This is a genomic window from Collinsella aerofaciens, assembly GCF_027679495.1.
GTDB lineage: Bacteria > Actinomycetota > Coriobacteriia > Coriobacteriales > Coriobacteriaceae > Collinsella > Collinsella aerofaciens_AK.
In genome coordinates this window covers 20,404-41,362 of the sequence record NZ_JAQEKC010000020.1, presented here as the reverse complement: position 1 = coordinate 41,362, position 20,959 = coordinate 20,404, and the positions used below count along the sequence as shown (strand labels likewise).

Here is a 20,959-nt window from a genome sequence, read left to right as displayed (position 1 = left end):
AACATTGTCGCAGCCCCGACCCGCGGTCACGAGCGGGGGCTCCTGTCGTTTCCGTGCCCTCGGATTGGGTCATAGTGTCTGACGTTTGCTCGACCAGGAATTCTATTTACTCAATTTGCTGGCAAGGCAGCTATCATGGTGCTTGTGAATTCGTTGTCAGGGGTGCTCGTGGTAAAGATGAAAGATGTGGCCGAGCTGGCCGGCGTTTCGAGCGCCGCCGTCTCGCGCTACCTCAACGGTGGATATATCTCGGCGGACAAGGCCGAGCGCATTAAGAAGGCGATTGAGCTGACAGGATACGTGCGGTCCAGCCAAGCTCGCGCGCTGCGCACCGGTTCCACCAAGCTCATCGGCGTCATCGTGCCCAAGATCAACTCGGAGTCCGTGAGCCGCATTACCGCCGGGATTGGCCAGGTGCTCGGTCGCCGTGGCTACCAGATGCTGCTTGCTAACACTGACAACGCGGCCGATCGTGAGCTCGAATACCTCGATTTATTCCAAAACCACCCAGTCGATGGCATTGTGCTGGTGGCAACTATGATTACCGACGAGCACCGTCGGGCGATTGAATCGTGCCGCGTGCCCATCGTGCTGATCGGTCAGAATGTTGAGGGCGCGGCGTGCGTCTATCACGACGATTACGAGGCCGCCTTTGAGCTGGGCCATGCACTTGCGGGTCGCGTGGACGGCAAGATTGCCTATATTGGAGTTACCGAAGAGGACCGCGCGGCCGGTTATGACCGCCGTCGCGGTTTTGAGGCCGGCTTGCGCGCCGCGGGTAACCCACTCGATGCCGCCTTGATTCGTTTGGGCTCGTTTACGCTCGACTCGGGCTATGGTGCGGCGCGTGAACTGCTTTCCGTCACTCCCGATGTTTCGTTTATCGCCTGCGCGACCGACACCATGGCGGCGGGCGCGCTGCGTGCTATCGATGAGGTCCGCGGCATGGGCGAGGGCATACACCGCGTGAGCGGTTTTGGCGACAACGCGTTTTTGCGCGCGCTGACGGGCGGCATTCCCACCGTGCATTATGGCTACCTGACCAGTGGCGTCGAGGCGACCAATATGTTGCTCAACACGCTCGATGGCGTGGAGGGGGAGAGCGGTCTCAAGACACTCAAGCTCGGCCATCAGCTTATGAATGTCTAGGTCTTGGGCACGTCTGCCTGCCTCTGAGTCGCCTGGTTTTTCCGTAAAACTACCATTCGCCGGCTTTTTCCTACCGTTTACCGCTATATGAAAACGATTGCAGACATATGAAACTGAAATCGATTACAGTGTAAGTGTCAAAGATGGCCGGGTGCAAATGCGCCCGTTGGAGGAAAGGGAAGTCATGGACTACCGCAAATCAGCCCAAGAGGTGCTCGACAACATCGGTGGCGCCGACAACGTTGTTTCGGCCGCGCACTGCGCCACTCGCCTGCGCCTGGTGATTGCCGATAACACTAAGGTTAACAAGGAGGCCATCGAGAATGTCGATGGCGCTAAGGACGTCTTTGAGGCCCAGGGCCAGCTGCAGATTATTTTTGGCACCGGCACCGTCAACAAGGTCTACGAGGAGTTCATCGCGCTCAGTGGCGTCGAGGCTGCCACCAAGGCCGAGGTCAAGGAGGCCGCGGCGCAGCAGCAGAACATCTTTATGCGTGCCATTAAGGTGCTCGGCGACGTCTTTGTCCCTATCATCCCTGCCATCGTGGCTTCGGGCCTGCTGCTGGGCATTATGAGCGCCCTCAACTTTATGGCCTCCAACGGCTTTATCGCGCTCGACACCAATAACTTTATCTATAAGATCGCCGACCTGGTCTCGGGAACGTCCTTTGGCATTCTGCAGATCCTGATCGGCTACTCCGCCGCCAAGGCCTTTGGCGCCAACCCGTACCTGGGTGCTGTCGTCGGCGGTGCGTTCATCAACTCCTCGCTGCAGAGCGCCTACACGGTTGCCTCCGAGGGCGTTCAGACCATGGTCACCGTCATCCCCGGCGTGTACAGCTTTGAGTGGGTCGGCTATCAGGGCCACGTGATCCCCATCGTTATCGCCTGCGCCATTCTGGCCTTCCTCGAGAAGCGCCTGCACAAGATCGTTCCCGAGATGTTCGACCTCTTTGTGACCCCGCTCGTCTCGGTGTTCGTGACCGTGCTCGTGACGCTCGTTGCCGTCGGCCCCATCTTTGTCTGGGCCGAGAACGCCATCCTCGGTCTGATCCAGGCCCTGCTGACCCTGCCCTTCGGCATCGGTTCCTTTATCGTCGGCCTGTTCTATGCCCCCACGGTCGTTACCGGTATCCACCAGATGTACACCGCCATCGACCTGGGTCAGCTCGCCCAGTACGGTGTGACCTACTGGCTGCCCATCGCCAGCGCTGCCAACATCGCTCAGGGTGGCGCCGCGCTTGCCGTTGCCTTTAAGACCCGCGATGCCAAGATCAAGGGTTTGGCACTTCCTTCGGCCCTGTCCGCCTTCATGGGTATTACCGAGCCGGCCATCTTTGGTGTGAACCTGCGCTTCTTTAAGCCCTTCATCGCCGGCTGCATCGGCGGCGGTTGCGGCGCCCTGGTCTGCGCGCTCACCTCGCTTGCCGCTTCCGGTACGGGCGTTACGGGTATCTTCGGTATCCTGCTGTGCCTGGCCCAGCCCGTGCAGTACGCGATCATGTTTGCGGTCGCCGCGCTGGTTTCCTTTGGCGTCTCGTTTGTCCTGTACAAGGACGAGCCCAAGGCTTCCGAGCAGGCCTAAGAGCTTTTGATTGAAGGGTGCCCGCGGGTTGTATGCTCGCGGGCGTTTCCCGTATCTGGTGTCGATCTCTGGCGCCTTGTTACTTTCGATCCGTTAGGACTTTGATATGTCTAATGCACTTGGCCGCGACCTTGCAAAGCTGGTCGCCGCTGTTGACGCTGCCGCCTCTGAGTGCGGCCATGGCGCGTATGGCCAGCGCTTCCATATTATGCCGCCGGCGGGCTGGCTCAACGACCCCAACGGTCTTTGCCAGGCAGGCGGCGTGTTCCATGCCTATTTTCAGTATGCGCCGTTTGATGTCGAGGGCGGCGTTAAGGTCTGGGGCCATGCGACGAGTCGCGATCTTATGACGTGGGATTACGTTGGCGCCCCACTGCTGCCCGACGAGCCGTTCGATTGCCATGGTGTGTATTCGGGCTCCGCGCTTGCCGAAGACGGTTGCATTCGCGTGCTCTATACGGGCAACGTTAAGCTTTCCGATGCTGACGATACGTACGACTACGTCAATACTGGCCGCCGCGCCGATACCGTCTATGTGGAGAGCGTTGATGGCCTTGCCGGTCGGGAGTTCAGCCAAAAGCGCGTGGTGCTGGCGTCCGATGATTATCCCGAGGATTTGACCTGCCACGTGCGCGATCCCAAGGTGTGGCGTGACGCGGACGGGCGTTATCACATGGTGCTGGGCGCGCGTCGTCGCGTGGATGGGCCGCATGTCGATAGTCGATTTTGCGCTATGCACGGCGAGGGCGCCGGTCGCGATGTGGGCGAGATCTTGGTGTATGGCTCGGCCGATATGCTGAGCTGGGAGCTCGAGAGCCGTGTGTCTACGCCCGAGCGTTTTGGCTTTATGTGGGAATGCCCGGGGTATATCGAGTTCGCGTCGGACAGCGGTGCACAGGCTAAGTATCTCTCGTTCTCGCCGCAGGGGCTTGAGGGCGGTCGTTGGGACCGCGGCAATGTGTACGCCGCGGGCTACATGCCTGTAACGGGCGACATTACGGGTGGCAATGACGCTTATGAGCTGGGCGAGTTCCGCCTGTGGGATGCCGGTTTTGACTTCTATGCTCCGCAGGAGTTCACGGCCGAGGACGGTCGCCACATCCTGATCGGCTGGATGGGCATGCCCGATGAGCCGACCTATGGCAACGACCCCACTGTGGTGTGCGGCTGGCAGCACTGCATGACGGTGCCGCGCGAGCTTACGGCCGGTGACGCCGGCGTGGTGCTGCAGCAGCCGGCGCGCGAGATTGAGCACCATTATGCCTCGGTGCGTGTAGGGGAGGGCTCGTTGGAGGTTGCCGGCGATACCTGCTTTGACGTTGTTGCCGACGGTGTCGACGGCGCGTTTACCGCAACCGTTGATGGCGAGCTTAGGCTGGCGTATGTGCCCACAGAGGGCGAACTGCCCTCGCGCTTTGAGATGCGATTTACCGATGAGAGCCGCGCTTCTGCCGGCTGCGGTCGTACCGTGCGTTGGGAGCCCGTCGATGAGGTTCGTAATGTGCGCATTGTTGGCGATGTTTCGTCGGTCGAGGTGTTTGTGAATGATGGTGCGCTTGTGTTTTCAACGCGCATCTATCCCGAGGCCTATGGCGTGACCGTTGACTCTCCGGGTGCGAGCGTGAACTATCACACGCTCATCATCTAGGCGAGTCGTCGCATATCGGCGCTATACTGCTGCCGTTGCCCACGATGCGGGGAACATCCGCATCGTGGGTTTTTGTTTCTGAAGGGATGGTGCCGCGTGGACGTGCAACAGCTAGAAGAGACCTGGGCTTTGAGGGCCGGCGCGCGGGAGGCGCGTCTTGTTGCGGCCCCGCATGTTCCGGCAGCGCTGTCGCTGTTGGGGATTGTGCGTCCCGGTGACCGCTTGGTGGCCTTTGCGGATGACTTTGCCGATGCGTTTGCGCACGGCTTTGTAGGCTGTGATGTTGTGCTTGTGGACCCGCCGTCGGTTGCGGCGTTTACTGCCGCGTCCGAGGATTTTGATGCTTCGTTTGATGCCGAGGGACCGCATCTGTGGTGGTTCGTCAACTCTATCGGCGGGTTTGGTCTTCGTGTGCCCGAACTTCGTGCTCTGGGCCGCGCGGCTCGTGAGGCCCACGCGCTGCTGGTTGTGGACAACACCGTGGCGTCGGCTTTTGGCTGCAATCCGCTGCGGCTGGGTGCCGTGCTGTCACTTGAGGCGCTCGACCGTGTGTGCGCTGGTAAGGCTCCGCGCAAGCTCGTTGCCGCTTCGATGGCGCGCTCGCAGCTCAAGCGCCATCGTATGGATGCCGCGGCTGCGTGCGCGCATGCTCTGCTTGAGGGCCGTGGCTTGGCTAAGCTTGATTTGCCTGCTGGCGAGGCCGGTGTGCTGGAGCGCGGGCTGGACTCGCTCGATACCCGCATGCAGGCGCATTTCGACCACGCCCGTGCGCTGGCCGAGTACTTGGCTGCGAATGAGATGGTGCGCAACGTGCGCTATCCCGGGCTGAGCTCGCATCCCGACCATGCGGTTGCAACGGGAATCCTCGAGCACGGCTTTGGTCCGGCAGTTGAGTTTGACCTTATCGAGCGCAGTGCGGATGACCTGTTCGATACTTTGCCGGGGGAGTTTCGCACATCGCCCGCCGGCGGCGCAACGACGCGTCTTTCAGCCCCACGTGGCAAGCAGGGGAGCGCCATCCATCTCTTCGCCGGCACCGACGACCCCCTGCAGGTGGCTGCCACCCTCGATAACGCCCTTCGCAAGTAACTAATCGGGGTCTGTGTCTCGAAAACGGCCTATTTACTACGTTTAAGCAATAAGGGTCGACCATACCCGCCTATTTTGAAAATTACCAAGCTGTCTACCAGCGGTTTTAATTTCATAATTTCCGGTATGGTCGAGGGTATTCAGCTAAACGTAGTAGATGGACCCTTTTTGTGGCGCGAGCCTTAATCCGAGGGCGCGGAGGACAACAATTCAGCCCCAAAAGGACTACCCTGCGTTGATGCTGGCGATGAGGTCGCTTGCTTTGTTGGCGATGATGTTGTTGATGTCGGCCTGCAGTTCCTCGTAGACCGCGATGGCTCGCTCGCCGGCGGGGGTGAGGGTGGATCCGCGGGCGCCGTCGCGCTCGATGAGCTTGCAGCCCAGCTGACCTTCGGCCTCGTTTACGATGCGCCAGGCCTTGGAATATGCCATGCCCATGCTCTTGGCGGCACGGTTGAGCGAGTGCTCGCGGGCAATCCCCTGCAGCAGCAGGACGCAGCCGTGGCCGAACACGCCCGGCAGATCCTTGTCGCACGCTTGAATGACCAGCTTTGCCGTCGTCTTGTACTCCATGTGCTCCACGTCTCCCCGCTAAAGTGTTTGCTGGGCAAACGCAAAGCCTGCGTCAAACCCTCGTGTGCTCTTCTTAAATCATGCATTGTAGCAGTCAAAGTGCGTTAAGATACTTCCCCAGTATTGGGCGCCCAAGGTTGGGCTGGGTCCTACGAGGCCTGCAGCCGACCGGTCGCATGGAAAAAGGAGAAACATGGCTACGTTCTTTCCCGGTGAGTCCCACACGTTTTCGGAGTATCTGCTGGTCCCTGGTTACTCGTCCTCGCAGTGCATCCCCAACAACGTCTCTCTTAAGACGCCGCTAACCCGCTTTAAGCGCGGTGAGAAGCCGGCAATCACCCTGAACATCCCCATGGTTTCCGCCATCATGCAGTCCGTCTCGGGCGTCGATATGGGTGTCGCGCTCGCTACCGAGGGTGGCCTGTCCTTCATTTACGGTTCCCAGAGCGCCGAGTCCGAGGCCGCTATGGTCAAGGCCGTCAAGGATCACAAGGCCGGTTTCGTTCAGTCCGATTCCACGCTGACCCCCGACATGACCATGGAGCAGGTCATCGAGCTCAAGGAGAAGACCGGTCACTCCACTATGCCGGTCACCGACGACGGCACTCCCAAGGGTAAGCTCCTGGGCATCGTCACCAGCCGTGACTATCGCCCCAGCCGCGATGACCACCAGACGAAGGTCTCCGAGTTCATGACCCCGCGTGAGCAGCTCATCGTGGGTGACAAGAACATCAGCCTCAAGGTTGCCAACGACGTTATCTGGGACAACAAGCTCAACGCCCTGCCCATCGTCGACGATAACGATCACCTCATGGGCATTGTGTTCCGCAAGGACTACGACAGTCACAAGACTAACCCCAACGAGCTGCTCGATAACGACAAGCGCTACATGGTCGGCGCCGGTATCAACACCCGCGACTATGCCGAGCGCGTGCCGCTGCTCATCGAGGCCGGTGCCGATGTCCTGTGCATCGACTCCTCCGAGGGCTTCAGCGAGTGGCAGAAGCGCACCATCGAGTGGATCCGCGCCAACTACGGCGAGGACGTCAAGGTCGGTGCCGGTAACGTTGTCGACGCCGAGGGCTTCCGCTTCCTGGCCGACTGCGGTGCCGACTTCATCAAGGTCGGTATCGGCGGTGGTTCCATCTGCATCACCCGCGAGACCAAGGGCATCGGTCGTGGCCAGGCCACCGCGCTGATCGACGTCTGCCGCGCCCGTGACGAGTACTACGAGGAGACCGGCGTCTACGTGCCCGTGTGCTCCGACGGTGGCATCGTCTACGACTACCACATGACGCTCGCCCTTGCCATGGGTGCCGACTTTATGATGCTAGGCCGCTACTTCGCCCGCTTCGACGAGAGCCCGACCGAGCGCGTCAATGTGAACGGTCAGTACATGAAGGAATACTGGGGCGAGGGTTCTGCGCGTGCCCGCAACTGGCAGCGCTACGACCTGGGTGGTGCCGCGAAGCTCAGCTTCGTCGAGGGCGTCGACTCCTACGTTCCCTATGCCGGCTCCCTCAAGGACGGCGTGGGCGGCACGCTCTACAAGGTCAAGTCCACGATGTGCAACTGTGGTGCCCTCTCGATCCCCGAGCTCCAGGAAAAGGCACGCCTGACCCTGGTGAGCTCGACCTCGATCGTCGAAGGCGGCGCCCACGACGTTGTCGTCAAGGACTCCCAGCAGAGCGTTTCCTATCGATAAGGTAAGAGCTGCATATCAAAGGTTGAGCATCAACCACGTTATTTAGATAAAGCGAGATGCCTGCAAGTCGCAGGCATCTCGCTTGTTGTATTTGCTATTATCAGTCGAGTCAACCTTAGGGTCGGGCGGCTTAGCTTTGTTCGCTACAAGTTCCGCACGCAAAGAAGAGCACTAAATGTGCTCTTCGTCTTGCGCAGGACTGTCCGCAGTAGCGAATAAAGCTAAGCCGACCGACCCCAGCTAAGATTAAAGGAGCTGATATGTGCGATTGCACAGATCATAAGGACGAGATCCCTGCCTACGACGCGCAGGCCATTGAGTCCAAGTGGATGAAGGCCTGGGAGGACTCCAACCTCTTTGCCGTCGACACCGACGACAGCAAGCCCAAAAAGTATGTGCTCGAGATGTTCCCGTATCCGTCGGGCGACCTGCACATGGGCCACGCGCGCAACTATACCATCGGCGATGCCATGGCCCGTCAGGCCCGCATGCGCGGCTTTGACGTGCTGCACCCCATCGGCTTTGACGCCTTTGGCCTGCCTGCCGAGAACGCCGCCATCAAGCACAACACGCAGGCTGCCGCCTGGACGTATAAGAACATGGACCAGGCGCTCGCCACGATGAAGCGCATGGGCTTCTCCTACGATCTGGATCGCATGGTCAAGACCTGCAGCCCCGATTATTACCGCTGGGGCCAGTGGATCTTTGAGAAGATGTGGGAAAAGGGCCTGGTCTACCGCAAGAAGAACCCGGTCAACTGGTGCCCCACCTGCAAGACCGTTCTGGCTAACGAGCAGGTTACCGAGGGCAAGTGCTGGCGCTGCGGCACCGAGCCTGAGAAGCGCGACCTTGAGCAGTGGTACTACAAGATTACCGAGTACTCTCAGGAGCTGCTCGACGACCTGGAGAAGCTCCCCGGCTGGCCCGAGCGCGTTAAGCAGATGCAGGCCAACTGGATCGGTCGCTCCGAGGGCGCCGAGGTCGACTTTACCCTGTGCGACCAGGATGGCGAGCCCATCGAGGGCGATGAGGGCAAGATCACCGTCTTTACCACGCGTGCCGACACCCTTTTTGGCGTCTCCTTCTTTGTCCTGGCTCCCGAGTACGCCGGCCTGCATGAGCTCGTCGAGGGCACGGAGTACGAGGAGGCCGTCACCAAGATCGTCGAGGACTCCAAGCATATCTCTGCCGTCGAGCGTGCCCAGGGCACCCTCGAGAAGCACGGTGCCTTTACGGGCCGCTATGTGGTAAACCCCGTCAACGGCGAGAAGGTCCCCGTGTGGGTTGCCGATTATGTCGTCGCCGACTACGGTACCGGTGCCGTCATGGCCGTTCCCTGTGGCGACCAGCGCGACTTTGAGTTTGCCCGTAAGTACGACCTGCCGATCGTGCCGATCATCCTAGACGATGACGATCGCGCTGCCGTCGAGGCCAGCGGCGAGACCATCGATACCTTCCATGCCGAGACCGTCGACTGGGATTGCGCTCACGCTGCCGAGGGCACCCTCGTCCAGTCCGGCAAGTACACCGGCATGCGCGGTGGTAAGCACTCCGAGGGCGAGGCTGCAATCGTGGCCGACCTCGAGGCCATGGGCTGTGGTCGTCGCAAGGTCGAGTTTCGTCTGCGCGACTGGCTCATCAGCCGCCAGCGCTATTGGGGCAACCCCATCCCGGCCATCCACTGCGAGCACTGCGGCATCGTGCCCGTGCCCGAGGATCAGCTGCCGGTGACGCTGCCCGAGAACCTTGACCTGGGCGCCGGCGAGACCCTTGCCGAGTGCAAGGAGTTCTACGAGACCACCTGCCCGGTGTGCGGCCGCCCGGCCAAGCGTGAGACCGATACCATGGACACCTTCACCTGCTCCAGCTGGTATTACCTGCGCTATACCGATCCGCACAACACCAAGCTGCCCTTCTCCCGAGAGGCCGCCGACCGTTGGATGCCCGTCGATAACTACATTGGCGGCATCGAGCACGCCATTCTGCACCTGCTCTACAGTCGCTTCTTTACCAAGGCGCTGCGCGACCTGGGCCTGCTGAGCGTGGACGAGCCCTTCACCAACCTGCTGTGCCAGGGCATGGTCAAGGACGAGAACGGCGACACCATGTCCAAGTCCAAGGGCAATGTCGTGCCCCCGAGCTCGGTCATCGAGCCCTACGGCGCCGACACCATGCGTTTGGCGATCCTGTTTATCGCTCCGCCCGAGAAGGACTTCGACTGGGATCCCAAGGCCGTTGAGGGCGCCAACCGCTTCATCAAGCGCGCCTGGCGTATCGTTTGGCAGCTCGTCCAGTCCGGTGACGCCAACGTGGCCTTCGACAAGTCCGCGCTCGACGAGGTTGCGATGAAGCTCTATCGCGAGCGTCACCGCACCATCGCCAAGTGCACCGAGGACTTCGATCGCGGCCAGTTCAACACCGCGATCTCGGCCGTCATGGAGCTCGTCAACGCGGCGAGCGCCTACCTCAACGCCACCGAGGGTACCGCCCGCGACAAGGCGCTGTGCTACGGCGTGGCTAAGGATATCGTGAGCGTCCTTGCCCCCATCTGCCCGTTCTGGGCCGACGAGCTGTGGCACGAGGCCCTCGGCTGCGAGGGCAACGCCTACACCGCCGCCTGGCCCGAGTTCGACCTGGCCGAGTCCGTTGAGGACACGGTGCAGATCGTGGTCCAGGTGCTCGGCAAGGTCCGCGGCCGCGTCGACGTTGCCCGCGATGCCTCCAACGAGGAGATGCAGGCTGCCGCCGAGCCCGCCGTCGCCAAGTGGCTCGAGGGCAAGACGGTCGTCAAGGCCATCTGCGTGCCCGGCAAGCTGGTCAACCTGGTGGTCAAGTAAGCGCTGCGCGCAAAGCTGACATGCAATAAACGAGGGACGGTCCGTTTGGGCCGTCCCTCGTTTTGCATGTACCTGCCATGGTGTCTTCGGTCAATTGTCCTATTCTTGTGGAGAAGCTGTGCGCACGCTGACCTGCAGATTCGTACTGTGCTTGCACGTTTCCGCAGCTATTGGTATAGTTTGCTTGCAAATGAAGTTGTAATTGAAAGAAGTGGGGTTTCGGCCCCGCTTCTTTTTTGTATGGATGGAGGTGCCGCAATGGTCAAGACCAAGACCGAGCAGGCGATCATCGACGCGCTCGAGGCCGTCGCTCCCCAGCACGATGTCGACATCGTCGACGTCGAGCTCGTGGGTGCCACCAAGGCCCCCTGCGTGCGCGTGCGTATCGAGGGTGCCGAGGGTCAGAGCCTTTCGCTCAACGACGTCACGGCCAACACCAAGTGGGTCGGCGATGTGATTGAGGAGCTCGACCCCATCTCTTCGAGCTATACGCTCGAGGTGTCGAGCCCGGGTATGGCGCGCCCGCTGCGCCGCCCGTGCGACTTTACCCGCTTTGTGGGCGAGAACTGCGAGCTCACCTCCACCGCCACCGAGGGCCGTCGCAAGTACGCCGGCAAGATTGCCTCCGCCACCGAGACGAACGTGACCCTCGAGCTCGAGGACGGCGAGTCCGTCACCCTCGATTTCTCTGATGTTAAAAAGTGCAAGTTGAAGCCCACCTACGACTTCAAGCCCGCGAAGGAAGGAAAGTAAGATGGCAGCATCCGACATGATGTCCGCCCTGATGGAGCTTTGCCAGGAGAAGCACATCGACCAGCTCTACCTGATCGACCGCCTGGAGCAGTCGCTCGCCAAGAGCTATGCCGAGATCCTGCATCTTGAGTGGGGCGCCAAGGTAACCATCGACCGCACCACCGGCAAGATCTACGTCTACCGCTTGGAGCCGATCGACGATTCCATGGACGAGGAGGGCAACTTCACCGAGTTCGAGGAGATTGACGTCACCCCCAAGAACACGAGCCGCATCGCTGCCCAGCACGCCAAGGCCGAGATCAACGCCATCGTGCGCAACTCCGCCCGCGAGCAGATCTACGAGGAGTTCTCCGGCCGCATCGGTGACCTCATCAGCGGTACCGTGCTGCAGTCCACACCCGACTTCACGATTGTCAAGATCCGCGAGGGCGTCGAGGCCGAGCTGCCGCACTTCGACCAGCGCCGTTACGAGAACGAGCGCAACGAGCGTCCGATGGGCGAGCGCTACCTGCACAACCAGCACATCAAGGCCGTGATCATCGACGTTCGCGACCCCAACTCCAACCTGCAGCCGGTTCGTGGCGAGCACAGCCGTCCGCCGATTGTCATCTCCCGTACCCACCCCGAGCTCATGCGTCGTCTGTTTGAGCAGGAGGTGCCCGAGATCTATGAGGGCACCGTCCAGATCAAGTCGATCGCCCGCGAGCCCGGCCAGCGCTCCAAGGTCGCCGTCCACTCGCTCGACGACCGTCTGGATCCCGTGGGCGCCTGCGTCGGCCCCAAGGGCAGCCGTGTTCGCGCTGTCGTGGGCGAGCTCCGTGGCGAGCGCGTCGACGTCATCCTGTGGGATGCCGATCCTGCCGTCTACGTTGCCAACGCCCTTTCGCCCGCTAAGGTCACCCGCGTCCTCATCGACGAGGAGAAGGCCTACGCCGGCGTTATCGTGCCCGACGACCAGCTTTCGCTCGCCATCGGCAAGGAGGGCCAGAACGCCCGCCTCGCCGCGCGCCTGACCGGCTGGCACATCGACATTAAGTCCGAGACCCTTGCCGCCGACATCCTCAAGAATGTTCCCGTTCACGAGGAGCCCGCCGCCGACCTGATCGGTGACGAGGAGGACGAGGACGTCCGTCGCTGCGAGTTCGTGTCCGAGGACGGCATCCAGTGCCGCAACCAGGCCCGTCCCGGCTCCCGTTTCTGCGGTGTCCACGATACCGACGCCTTCGATGATGCGGAGGACCTGATCTAGCGCGCGGTCGCGCCGGGCGGGTCCCAGCGCATATCCCACGCTCGTTCAGTCTCTAGGCACCCAAGGTGCCAGAAAGGGTAGGTGAAGTCATATGGCAAAAGTCCGTGTGTCCACCCTGGCCAAAGAGTTCGGCATGACCTCCAAGGAACTGATGGGTCATCTCGCCGAAATGAAGATTCCCGCTAAGTCCGCTTCTTCCGCTCTGGAGGACGCTTACGTCGCTATGGTCCGCAAGCAGCTCGCCTCGGTGATCGAGGCCCGCGCCCAGGAAGTCGAGGCCGCTAAACAGGCCGAGGAGCAGGCCGCTGCCGCCGAGGAGGCAGCACGCGCTGCCGAGGCAGAGCGCGAGCGCATCGCCGCCGAGAAGGCACGCGAGGAGGAGCGCCGCCAGTTCGCCGCCGCCCAGGCTGCCGAGGAGGCCGCCCGCGCCGAGGCCGAGGCTAAGAAGAAGGCCGAGCAGGAGCGCCTTGCCCGCGAGAAGGAGGAGGCTGCCCGCGAGGCCCAGCGCCGCGCCGTTCCCGCTTCCGATTCCGGTTCGCGTTTCCGCTCTCTGCTCGACCAGATCGCCGCGCAGGAGACTGTGCTCAAGGAGAAGAAAGACGCCGAGGAGAAGGCCAAGGCCGAGCGCGCTGCCGAGCGCGGCAACCGTCGTGGCGGCAACAACGACCGTCGCGGTGGCCGTCGCAACGATCGCAACGCCTCCGACAACAACTCCGAGCGCAATGCCTCCGAGAACCGTCCCCACAGCCATCGCACTAATGCCAGCAACAACGTCGCTGCCGGCATGGACTTCCCCAACCCCGACAAGCAGGGCAAGGGCAAGAAGCGCAAGGGCGGTCACAACAACGAAGAGGACCACTACAGCCGCATGGCTCGCGAGGCCGAGGAGTACAGCCGCGAGAAGGTGCTCGAGGAGGCTCGTGCCGCCGTCGAGGAGGCCTCTCGTGAGTCCACTGGTCGCCGCAAAAAGCGCAAGGAGAAGCGCCAGCGCGAGGCCGCTAAGGCTCAGGAGGAGCGCAAGATTGAGGAGGCGCTGGCCCAGGGCGTGAACCCCGAGGACCTCGACGCCATCAAGGTCTCCCAGGGCGTTACCGTCCAGGAGCTCGCCGAGGCGCTCGACGTTCCTGCCAACGACATCATCAAGCGCCTGTTCCTGCTGGGCACGCCGCTTACCATGACGCAGTCCATGTCCGACGACCTCGTCGAGCTCGTTGCCGACGACCTGGGCCGCCAGATCAAGATCATTACCCCCGAGGAGGAGAACACCTTCTCGTTCTACGACGATCCCGCCGACCTTAAGCCGCGTGCCCCGGTCGTCACCGTCATGGGCCACGTCGACCACGGCAAGACGAGCCTCCTCGATGCCATCCGTCACACCGGCGTCGCTGCCGGCGAGGCGGGCGGCATTACCCAGGCCATCGGCGCTTCGCAGGTCATGATCAACGACCGCAAGATCACCTTCATCGATACCCCCGGTCACGCCACCTTTACGGCCATGCGTGCCCGCGGCGCCAAGGTGACCGATATCGTCATTTTGATCGTGGCCGCCGATGACGGCGTCATGCCCCAGACCATCGAGTCGATCAACCACGCCAAGGCCGCCGGCGTTCCCATCGTCGTCGCCGTCAACAAGATCGATAAGCCGGGTGCCAACCCCGACCGCGTGCGCCAGGAACTCACCGAGTACGGCATCATCCCCGAGGAGTGGGGCGGACAGAACATGTTCGTCAACATCTCGGCCAAGCAGAAGATCGGTATCGACGACCTGCTCGAGACCGTGCTGCTCCAGGCCGACGTGCTCGAGCTCAAGGCCAACCCCGATACGTTCGCATCGGGCAACGTCCTCGAGGCTAAGCTCGACAAGGGCCGCGGCTCGGTTGCCACCGTGCTCGTGACCCGCGGTACCCTGCGCGTGGGCGACACGCTGGTCGCCGGCCTCACCTATGGCCGCGTCCGTGCCATGCTCGACCCCAAGGGCAACGCCGTCACCGAGGCCGGTCCCTCCGACGCCGTCGAGATCTTGGGCCTGCAGTCCGTCCCCAACGCCGGCGATGAGTTCCGCGTGTTCGAGGACGAGCGCGAGGCGCGTGCGCTGGCCGACGAGCGTTCGCTCAAGGCCCGTATCGAGGAGCAGAGCCGCGTGAAGCACGTGACGCTCGAGAACCTCTTCGAGACCATCGCCGACGCCGAGGTCAAGGAGCTCAACCTGATCATCAAGGCCGACGTCCAGGGCTCCATCGAGGCCCTTCAGGACTCTCTCGACAAGATGGATCAGTCCGAGGTGCGTATCAACACGATCCACTCCGCCGTTGGTGCCATCAACGAGACCGACGTCGTCCTGGCCGACGCCTCCAACGCCATCATCATCGGCTTTGGCGTCCGTCCCGACGGCAAGGCCCGCTCCGCTGCCGAGCGCGAGGGCGTCGAGATCCGTTGCTACGACGTCATCTACAAGTGCCTCGAGGACCTCGACGCTGCTCGCATCGGTATGCTCAAGCCCACCGAGGTCGAGGTCTCCACGGGTACTGCGACCGTTCTGGACACCTTCAAGGTGCCCAAGGTCGGCATCGCCGCCGGTGTCCGCGTCGAAGAGGGCGAGATCGCCGCGACCGATTCTGTGCGCCTGGTGCGCGACGGCATCGTGGTCTTCAACGGTAAAATCGCCTCGATGCGCCACTACAAGGACGAGGCCAAGAGCCTCAAGAGCGGCTCCGAGGGCGGTATTGGCCTGGAGAACTTCCAGGACATCAAGCCTGGCGACACCATTGAGGGCTACCGCATCGACCAGGTTGCCCGTACCGAGTAGGGGGGTAGCGCTATGAAGCAAACGCAGGCAACCCGCCGTCTGGGCGAGCAGCTTCGCGAGAAGCTCGGTTATATCCTGCTCTTTGAGGTTTCCGATCCGCGTCTCGACCTGGTCACCTTGACCGCGGTCGAGGTCGCGGTGGACCGTTCGTTCGCGCGCGTGTACGTGTCGTGCGACGCGAGCCGCTACGAGGAGGTCATGGAGGCGCTCGCCAGCGCCAAGGGCCGCATTCGTAGCCTGTTGGCCCGCTCGCTCGATTGGCGCGTCACGCCCGAGCTCGATTTTCGCATCGATCGCTCGACCGATGAGGCCGAGCGCATCACGCGCGCGCTGGAAAACGTTCCCGCCACGCTTGCGATCGAAAAGGACGAGGACGGCTATCCCATAGCGGATGCCGCCCAGGAGGCAGCTTTAGATGAGTAATTCCGCCGACCTCGCATCGTGCGAGTCTGCAGATATTCAGCGACGCATCCTCGAGCTCATCGAGGGTGCGTCCTCCATTGCGATTTCGGGACATACGTCTCCCGATGGTGACGCCCTGGGCTCCGTGCTGGGTCTGGGCTTATCGCTTATGAAGTTTTTCCCCAACAAGGACATTGCCCTGCTGCTGGCAGACGATGACCCGGTTCCGCGCATCTACCGCTTTATGGAGGGCGCCGACCGTCTGGTGCCCGCATCTGCGTATACCGGCAATCCGGACCTTTTCATCTCGGTGGACGTGCCGGTCGTCGAGCGTCTGAACAACTCCGCTGAGGTGCTCCGCCGCTCGTCTCATGTGGTGTGCTTCGATCACCATCCGGCGCGTGAGGAATTTGCCGAGCTGAGCCTGAGGTGCGTCGGCGCCGCGGCCTGCGCCATGATCATCGACCGCTTTTTAGACAATTGCGGCATTGTGGCTCGCAACGGTGTCGCGACCTGCCTGCTGTGCGGCCTGGTGACCGATACCGGTCGTTTTCAGTACCAAAACGCCGATGCTGCTGCGTTCCATGCCGCCTCGCGCCTGGTCGCGCACGGTGCCGATCCGGCGCGCGTCGCGCTCGAGGTCTACCAGAGCATGCGCGTAGAGTTCTTGCATCTCAAGTCCATCGTTATGGGTCGTATCAAGACCGTGGCGCACGGTCGTGTGGCATATAGTTATGCGTACCAGAGCGACCTCGAGGCCTGCGGCGTCACTTCGGATGAGTGCGACGGTCTGGTCGATGTGGTGCGTTCGGTGATGGGCGTTGAGGTCTGCCTGTTCCTAAAGGGCATCGAGGGCGATACCAAGGTGCGCGGCAACCTGCGCTCCAAGGGTGACCTCGATGTGTCCGAGATCGCTGCCAACTTTGGCGGTGGCGGGCATCATGCCGCCGCCGGCTTTTCCAACAACGGAACGATTCGCGAGACGCTCGCCGTGGCACTTCCCATGCTGGCCGAGCTGGTGGGGGAGGATCCCGCTTCGGTGACCGTCGAGCTCTAACATTTTGGATGGTACATGGCTCGTCGTACGCCTTCTCAATTGAATATGCTGCTCGCCGTCGATAAGCCGGTGGGCTGTACGTCCCACGACGTGGTATCGCAGTGCCGGCGCGCCCTCCATGAGCGACGCGTCGGCCATGCCGGTACGCTCGACCCCATGGCCTCGGGTGTCATGGTGGTGGGCGTCGGCCAGGCGACCCGTCTGCTGGGCATGCTAACCCTCGATACCAAAAGCTATGTCGCCGACATTTCGTTTGGCGTCGAGACCAATACCGATGACGCGGAGGGCGAGGCCGTCCGCACGGTACCCGTTGCCCCCGAGCTGCACGATCTCGCTTACGCTCGTGAGCAGCTGGCCGCTATGCTTGGCCCGCAGTTGCAGGTGCCGCCAGCTTTTTCGGCCATCTCGGTCAATGGCGTTCGTGCCTATAAGAGTGCTCGCGAGGGCAATGCGGTAGACTTGCCTCCGCGCCCCGTCGAGGTCTATGCCGCCGACCTGATCGCCGTGAGCGGCGAGGGCGAAACGTGCGTCTGGACCGTGGCCTTTTCGGTAAGCAAAGGCACCTACATTCGTGCGCTTGCTCGCGATCTGGGTCGCGCCTGCGATAGTGCTGCGCATATTTCCGCGCTGCGCCGTACGGCCTCCGGCGTGGTTTCCATTGGCGCCTGTCATGCGGTTGAGGAACTCTCTGCCGAGTCCGCTGTCGGCTTCGCTCTGGATCCCATCGCCGCCCTTGGTGCCACGCGTGTCGATTTGCCGGGTAATCTTGCAGACGACCTGCTTTGTGGTCGCCGCATTCCCGTTGAACGCGCGCTTGCGGATTTCGATATGGCGAAGGCGCCGTTCGCGCTCGTGCTCGATGGGGGATTGAAGGCGCTTGCTCGTATCGAGGGCGGCCGCTTTGTGATGGAGCACGTCTTTCCGCAGGCGATCGGCGGTGTTCGATGATGCTGGCGCCCCACGAGCTCGCGCGTATCTTTTTCGCGGGTGAGTTGGATGAGGCCCCTATCGTTTCTGCCGATGCATTTGATGGGTGCGAGTTCTTGGGTGCCGCTTCAATCGCCATTGGCGTGTTTGATGGCGTACATCGTGGGCACCAAGAGCTGATCGATGCGGTTATTCGCGATGCGTATGATCACGGCAGCAAAGCGGTCGTGATTACTTTCGATCCTGACCCGGACGTCGTGGTGAGTCCATCGCCCGCTCAAAAATTGATGACGACGGCCGACCGCCTGCATGCCCTGGCTCAAACCGGGGTCGATGCGGTGGTGGCCGTTCCCTTTACGCCTGCCGTGGCGGTACTTGACCATGTCGGGTTTCTGGCGTTGTTGTCGCGCGTTGTCGACATTCGCTCCATTCGTGTCGGCAGCGACTTTAGGCTCGGCCGCGGCGGCGCTTCGGGCGTTGCCGAGATGCGCGCCTGGGGTTCCGAGCACGGCGTTGACGTGTATGGTCACGACCTGCTTTGCGAGGGCGGTGAGGCCATTTGCGCCACCCGCATTCGTCATGAGCTGGGACAGGGCCATGTGGAGCTTGCTGCTGGGTTACTCGGCCGTCCGTATATGGTGCGTGGCGGTGTTATTCGCGGCCGTCACGAGGGTTCTGGCATGGGCTTTCCCACGGCAAACTTGCAGGTTCCCGACGGCATTCAGGTGCCAGCCGATGGCGTGTATGAGGGTCTGGTGCTGGTCGACGATACCGTATGGCCTGCTGCCGTCAACGTAGGGCTGCCGCCGACCTATGCCGATGATGCCGCCTCGGCGCATCTCGAGGCCAACTTGATCGGCTATGCGGGCGACCTGTATGGCGCTTTCGTGTCGCTGGCGTTTACGCGCTGGCTGCGTCCGTCTCGCGTGTTCGATTCCCTGGACGAGTTGATCGCGACCGTCGAGGGTAATATCGACGATATCCGTCATAACTTGGGTGAGCAGGGGGTGAGTATCCGTGATTAGCGATGAGGAAAAAGATCAGGTACGCGCGGCGTCGGACCTGGTTGCCATCGTGCAGGAAACGGTTGAGCTCAAGCCCCGCGGCCATGAGTTTTGGGGCTGCTGCCCCTTTCATGGCGAAAAGACCCCATCGTTTCACATTATCCCTGCTACGCAGGTGTGGCACTGCTTTGGCTGCGGCGAGGGCGGCGACGTCTTCACCTATATCATGAAGCGCGAGAACCTGAGTTTTCCCGAGTCGATCCGCTATTTGGCTGATCGTGCGGGCATTGAACTGCACGATACCGGCGCGCAGCGCGATCGCGGCACCAAGCGTGCCCGCATCTATGACCTGTGCGCCGAGACAGCCCAGTTCTACCACACCATGCTTATGCGCGGTAAGGACAGCCGTCCGCGCGAGTACTTTGCCAGCCGCGGTATGGGTGGCGATGTCTGTCGACGCTACAGCCTGGGTTTTGCGCCGGGTCGCAACGCATTGGTTTCTCATCTGTCTCAAGCGGGCTTTACCCCGCAGGAGATGATTGACGCCAACGTGGCCGTGAGCCGCGGGCGCGGACAGCTCGCGGACCGCTTTTACGACCGCGTGATGTTTCCCATCTTTGATGAGCAGGGTCACAATATCGCCTTTGGCGGGCGCATCATGGGCGATGGCCAGCCTAAGTACCTCAACACTGCCGAGACGAGCGTGTTTCATAAAAAGCGAAACCTCTACGGCTTTAACTGGGCCAAGGAGTTTATCGTCGCGCAGGATACCGCCATCGTGGTGGAGGGCTATACCGACTGCATCGCCTGCTGGGAGGCAGGGATCAAAAACGTCGTCGCCACGCTGGGCACGGCGCTCACGGAGCATCACGTAAAGACGCTCACCCGTTTTGCCAAGCGCATTGTATATATGTTCGATGGCGACGCCGCCGGTCAAAAGGCCGCTCGCCGCGCGATTCAGTTTATCGAGCAGGATTCGATGGACCTGCGCTGCGTGGTGCTGCCCGACGGCAACGACCCCATGGAGTTCATCACGGCGCATGGCGGCCAGGAACTTCAGGCGCGCATTGACGCGGCCGAGCCCCTCATGGATTTTGTGTACCGCTCGCTACAGGAGTCGAGCGACATTACCACGCCGGGCGGTCGCGCCAAAGCGCTCGAGGACGCGCTGACGCTCATCTATCCGCTACGTGACAGCTATATGATCGACACGTACTTTATCCAGATTGCCGACCTGTTGGGTTTGGACCTGGAGACCGTGCGCGCGAGTTCGGGTCGTGTGTTTCGCGATGTCGCCAAGCGCGAGGATGCGGAACGACGTCGTGAGCAGAGCTACGAGCGTCAACGCGCGCAAGCTGAGCGCGCGGGCGGTTCGCAGGGACGAAGCTCGGGCGGCGGTGCGGCTGGTGCGCGCGGTGCCGGTCGCGGTGCCTGGGCCGCGGGCGCGACGCCGCCGGTGTCCGCACCGGTCGAGGAGGACCCGTACGACTACGTTCCGCTTGATGCCTATGGGGCCGCGCCGGTGGAGGTCGACGAGGATCTGCCGCCAATCGATGTGCCAGCGGGGATGGAAAGCGCTGCGCCCGTTGCCGATAGTTCAAGCGCGACGGCAGCTCCGTCGATGCCGATTGTTTTGACCGATCTGGAGCGGAAAACCCTGGCGGGGGAGCGCGAGCTGCTGACGATGCTCACGAGCTACCCCGATCTGTTCCGCACGTATGCCGATCGCATTTGTTCTATCGAGTGGGTCGACCCGCGTCACGAGTCCATTGCGTGGGCCGTGCTGGCAACGCCGCCGGGAACCGATCCCGCGGCCTGCATGGATGCGGCGCGCGCGGTGTGTCCCGAGGCGGCGTCGCTTGTCAGCGCCGGTCGCATCTCGGCAACGAGTAAGCACCCGACCGAGACGAACATCGTCTTTATGCTCGATACGCTCGAGCTCTACACCATCAAACGTCGCATGCGAGCCGCGCAGGCCAAGTTGCGCCAGGACCGTTCACTCGACGATGAGGCCCGTCGCGTGCTGACGATGCAGGCGATGCAAGATTCGCAGCGCCAGCGCGAGCTCCAAAAGTCGATCGGTGGCGTGGCCGACCCGTTCCGTTTGATCGGTTTGGAGACCGCAGGTGCCGATCAGGCCTAGATGTTGTGGTCAACCAGCGTATTCTCGCCTAT

15 protein-coding genes are annotated in these 20,959 nt (G+C 62.0%); 14 read left to right on the top strand and 1 reads right to left on the bottom strand.

What is annotated here, in order from left to right; genetic code table 11:
• The first annotated feature begins 177 nt into the window (after positions 1–177).
• The 4 genes from PGW49_RS07925 to PGW49_RS07910 all read left to right on the top strand — a co-directional run bounded on the left by PGW49_RS07925 (position 178) and on the right by PGW49_RS07910 (position 5,471).
• Entirely contained in the window at positions 178–1,149 is a 972-nt protein-coding gene (locus PGW49_RS07925) for a LacI family DNA-binding transcriptional regulator (RefSeq protein WP_270226187.1), read from the top strand.
• A 184-nt stretch (positions 1,150–1,333) separates the two neighbouring features.
• A complete protein-coding gene (locus tag PGW49_RS07920; protein WP_270226186.1) occupies positions 1,334–2,734 on the top strand; it encodes a PTS transporter subunit EIIC in 1,401 nt (466 codons plus the stop codon).
• Between the two features lie 106 nt (positions 2,735–2,840).
• Entirely contained in the window at positions 2,841–4,382 is a 1,542-nt protein-coding gene (locus tag PGW49_RS07915) for a glycoside hydrolase family 32 protein (protein ID WP_270226185.1), read from the top strand.
• A gap of 96 nt (positions 4,383–4,478) precedes the next feature.
• A complete protein-coding gene (locus PGW49_RS07910) occupies positions 4,479–5,471 on the top strand; it encodes a PLP-dependent transferase (protein ID WP_270226184.1) in 993 nt (330 codons plus the stop codon).
• A gap of 225 nt (positions 5,472–5,696) precedes the next feature.
• Here the strand turns inward: PGW49_RS07910 and PGW49_RS07905 are convergent, their stop codons facing one another.
• Positions 5,697–6,044, bottom strand: a complete 348-nt coding sequence (locus PGW49_RS07905; protein WP_270226183.1) for a winged helix-turn-helix domain-containing protein — start codon at positions 6,042–6,044, stop codon at positions 5,697–5,699.
• Positions 6,045–6,237: 193 nt separating this feature from the next.
• On the opposite strand from PGW49_RS07905, the gene PGW49_RS07900 reads away from it, so the two are divergent.
• The 10 genes from PGW49_RS07900 to dnaG all read left to right on the top strand — a co-directional run bounded on the left by PGW49_RS07900 (position 6,238) and on the right by dnaG (position 20,927).
• Complete coding sequence (locus PGW49_RS07900) at positions 6,238–7,749, top strand: IMP dehydrogenase (protein ID WP_006234046.1); 1,512 nt, start codon at positions 6,238–6,240, stop codon at positions 7,747–7,749.
• Positions 7,750–8,009: 260 nt separating this feature from the next.
• Positions 8,010–10,586 carry a leucine--tRNA ligase gene (leuS, locus tag PGW49_RS07895; RefSeq protein ID WP_270226182.1) on the top strand — a complete coding sequence of 859 codons (2,577 nt, stop codon included), beginning with the start codon at positions 8,010–8,012 and terminating at the stop codon, positions 10,584–10,586.
• 258 nt (positions 10,587–10,844) lie between these two features.
• On the top strand, positions 10,845–11,339 hold the full coding sequence (locus PGW49_RS07890; protein WP_270226181.1) for a ribosome maturation factor RimP: 495 nt from the start codon (positions 10,845–10,847) through the stop codon (positions 11,337–11,339).
• A gap of 1 nt (position 11,340) precedes the next feature.
• Complete coding sequence (gene nusA / locus PGW49_RS07885) at positions 11,341–12,588, top strand: transcription termination factor NusA (RefSeq protein ID WP_022094169.1); 1,248 nt, start codon at positions 11,341–11,343, stop codon at positions 12,586–12,588.
• 91 nt (positions 12,589–12,679) lie between these two features.
• Positions 12,680–15,394 (top strand): translation initiation factor IF-2, encoded by a 2,715-nt coding sequence (infB, locus tag PGW49_RS07880; RefSeq protein WP_270226180.1) that lies wholly within the window; start codon positions 12,680–12,682, stop codon positions 15,392–15,394.
• A 12-nt stretch (positions 15,395–15,406) separates the two neighbouring features.
• Positions 15,407–15,817 (top strand): 30S ribosome-binding factor RbfA, encoded by a 411-nt coding sequence (gene rbfA / locus PGW49_RS07875; RefSeq protein WP_195245816.1) that lies wholly within the window; start codon positions 15,407–15,409, stop codon positions 15,815–15,817.
• Positions 15,810–16,853: a DHH family phosphoesterase gene (locus PGW49_RS07870; protein ID WP_161145269.1), complete on the top strand. Its 1,044-nt coding sequence runs from the start codon at positions 15,810–15,812 to the stop codon at positions 16,851–16,853. The genes rbfA and PGW49_RS07870 overlap by 8 nt, the downstream gene beginning before the upstream one ends.
• Before the next feature lie 15 nt (positions 16,854–16,868).
• Positions 16,869–17,801 (top strand): tRNA pseudouridine(55) synthase TruB, encoded by a 933-nt coding sequence (gene truB / locus PGW49_RS07865; protein WP_195245815.1) that lies wholly within the window; start codon positions 16,869–16,871, stop codon positions 17,799–17,801.
• Positions 17,798–18,805 (top strand): riboflavin biosynthesis protein RibF, encoded by a 1,008-nt coding sequence (gene ribF / locus PGW49_RS07860; protein ID WP_270226179.1) that lies wholly within the window; start codon positions 17,798–17,800, stop codon positions 18,803–18,805. The genes truB and ribF overlap by 4 nt, the downstream gene beginning before the upstream one ends.
• Positions 18,798–20,927 carry a DNA primase gene (dnaG, locus tag PGW49_RS07855; RefSeq protein ID WP_270226177.1) on the top strand — a complete coding sequence of 710 codons (2,130 nt, stop codon included), beginning with the start codon at positions 18,798–18,800 and terminating at the stop codon, positions 20,925–20,927. Before ribF ends, dnaG begins: the two co-directional genes overlap by 8 nt.
• Positions 20,928–20,959: the final 32 nt, after the last annotated feature.

Excerpts from the sequence above, each read along its gene's own strand:
- truB (WP_195245815.1), top strand. The coding sequence starts at position 16,869 with ATGGCTCGTCGTACGCCTTCTCAATTGAATATGCTGCTCGCCGTCGAT.
- infB (WP_270226180.1), top strand. The coding sequence starts at position 12,680 with ATGGCAAAAGTCCGTGTGTCCACCCTGGCCAAAGAGTTCGGCATGACC.
- PGW49_RS07925 (WP_270226187.1), top strand. The coding sequence starts at position 178 with ATGAAAGATGTGGCCGAGCTGGCCGGCGTTTCGAGCGCCGCCGTCTCG.
- ribF (WP_270226179.1), top strand. The coding sequence starts at position 17,798 with ATGATGCTGGCGCCCCACGAGCTCGCGCGTATCTTTTTCGCGGGTGAG.
- PGW49_RS07870 (WP_161145269.1), top strand. The coding sequence starts at position 15,810 with ATGAGTAATTCCGCCGACCTCGCATCGTGCGAGTCTGCAGATATTCAG.
- PGW49_RS07915 (WP_270226185.1), top strand. The coding sequence starts at position 2,841 with ATGTCTAATGCACTTGGCCGCGACCTTGCAAAGCTGGTCGCCGCTGTT.
- PGW49_RS07905 (WP_270226183.1), bottom strand. The coding sequence starts at position 6,044 with ATGGAGTACAAGACGACGGCAAAGCTGGTCATTCAAGCGTGCGACAAG.
- PGW49_RS07900 (WP_006234046.1), top strand. The coding sequence starts at position 6,238 with ATGGCTACGTTCTTTCCCGGTGAGTCCCACACGTTTTCGGAGTATCTG.
- PGW49_RS07890 (WP_270226181.1), top strand. The coding sequence starts at position 10,845 with ATGGTCAAGACCAAGACCGAGCAGGCGATCATCGACGCGCTCGAGGCC.
- rbfA (WP_195245816.1), top strand. The coding sequence starts at position 15,407 with ATGAAGCAAACGCAGGCAACCCGCCGTCTGGGCGAGCAGCTTCGCGAG.
- PGW49_RS07920 (WP_270226186.1), top strand. The coding sequence starts at position 1,334 with ATGGACTACCGCAAATCAGCCCAAGAGGTGCTCGACAACATCGGTGGC.
- leuS (WP_270226182.1), top strand. The coding sequence starts at position 8,010 with ATGTGCGATTGCACAGATCATAAGGACGAGATCCCTGCCTACGACGCG.
- nusA (WP_022094169.1), top strand. The coding sequence starts at position 11,341 with ATGGCAGCATCCGACATGATGTCCGCCCTGATGGAGCTTTGCCAGGAG.